We start from the raw sequence: 1,954 nt of genomic DNA, 5'->3' as shown, positions 1-1,954 counted from the left end.
CAGCAGGTGCACCTGCAGCCGACCGCCGGCGGGGCGCCGCGCCGGCTCACCGAGCACCCGCTGAGCGCCGGAGCCCCGGTGTGGTCGCCGGACTCCCGGCGGCTGGCCTACACCGCGCGGGTCCCGGAGGCGGGGCGCTACGGCACCGCACCAGGGGTCGGGCCCGAGGCCGAGCCGCCGCGGCTGATCACCACCCTGAAGTACCGGCTGGACGGCGTCGGCTTCGTCGTCGACCAGCGCAGTCACGTCTTCGTCCTCGACCTGCCCCCCGACGAGGCGGACGACGACGCGCCGCTGCCACAGCCGCGGCAGCTCACCGACGGACCCGCCGACGACTGCGACCCCGCCTGGAGCCCCGACGGCGCGGAGCTGGCCTTCGTCTCCGCCCGGCACCCGCGGGCCGACCGCGACCTCGTGCGGGACGTCTACGCCGTGCCGGCGGTGGGCGGGACACCGCGGCGGGTCACCGACGGACGGGGCGAGTGCTCCCTGCCCGCCTACGACCCCTCCGGCGCCTGGATCCACCTCACCGCCCGGCCCGACCTGGGGACCGACGGCGTGGACGACGTCGCCCGCAGCGCCACGCTGTGCCGCGTGCCGGCGACCGGCGGACCCCTGGAGCCGCTGCTGGACCCCGCGTCCACCGACCGCGGGGACGAGACGCCGGCGACCGTGCTGGCCGACGGGGCCGCGTACCTCGGCGTGCAGCGGCGCGGCGCGGTCGACCTGCTGCGCGTGCCGCTGGACGGGGGGACGCCCGAGGCGCTGGTCGACGGCCCGTTCACCGTCCGCGGGGTCGCCGTGGGCGGCGGCGTGGTGGTCGCGACCGTGGCGCACGACCGCTCCGCCGGTGAGCTCATCGCCATCACACCCGGCCGCCGGCGGCTGCTCACCGCCTTCGGGCGAGCGCTGGGCGGCACCGGGCGGCTGCACCGGGCCCGCGAGCACACCGCGACCGCGCCCGACGGGTACCCGGTGCACGGGTGGGTCACCGTGCCGGACGGCCCGGGGCCGCACCCGGTGCTGCTCGTGGTGCACGGCGGGCCCTACCGGCAGGTGGGCTGGTCACTCGTCGACGAGGTCCAGGTCCTCGTGTCGGCCGGGTACGCCGTCGTGCGGTGCAACCCGCGCGGCTCGTCGGGCTACGGGCAGGCGCACGGCCGGGCCCTCCGCGGCGCCTGGGGGACGGCGGACACCGCCGACGTCCTGGCCTTCCTCGACGCCGTCCTGGAGGACCCGGCTCTGGACGCCGACCGGGTCGGTGTGATGGGCGGCTCCTACGGCGGCTGGCTCACCGCGCACCTGATCGGGCGCACGACCCGCTTCGCGGCGGCGGTCGTGGAGCGCGCGGTGCTCGACCCGGTCAGCTTCGCCGGCTCCTCCGACATCGGGTGGTACTTCGCCGACCAGCACCTCGGGACCGACCCCGCGCGGCTGGCCGAGCAGGACGTGCTGGCGCAGGCCGGGGCGATCACCACACCGACGCTCGTCGTCCACTCCGAGCAGGACTGGCGCTGCCCGGTCGAGCAGGGGCTGCGGCTCTACACCGCGCTCAAGCGCCGCGGGGTCCCCTCGGAGCTGCTGCTGTTCCCGGGGGAGGGGCACGAGCTGTCCCGGTCCGGCCGGCCGCGGCACCGGCGGGCGCGGCTGGAGCACCTGCTGCGCTGGTGGGACAGGTGGCTGCCGACCGCGCAGGACCCCGACCCCGAGCTCGAGGAGCTGCCCGGCGAGGTGGTCGACGCGGACGCGCTGGCGGCCGCCGGCGACCGGCCCGAGCCGCTGACCGTGCGCGCCACCCGGCTGGACTGAGCGCGGTACCGAGCGTGCGCCGGCCGGGCGGCCTCCTGCCCGGCCGGGGGGGGGGGGGGGGGGGGGGGGGGGGGGGGGGGGGGGGGGGGGGGGGGGGGGGGGGGGGGGGGGGGGGGGGGGGGGGGGGGGGGGGGGGGGGCGGGGG

The 1,954-nt window shown here is 79.2% G+C and carries 1 protein-coding gene; it reads left to right on the top strand.

The features are described 5' to 3' along the window. On the top strand, positions 1-1,809 hold a 1,809-nt coding region (locus ACI79C_RS25200; protein WP_456948441.1), incomplete at its 5' end, for a S9 family peptidase. Positions 1,810-1,954: the final 145 nt, after the last annotated feature.

It is taken from the genome of Geodermatophilus sp. SYSU D00697, assembly GCF_054050175.1.
The sequence above is the reverse complement of the archived record's forward strand: the minus strand, read 5'-3'. Positions and strand labels throughout refer to the sequence as shown.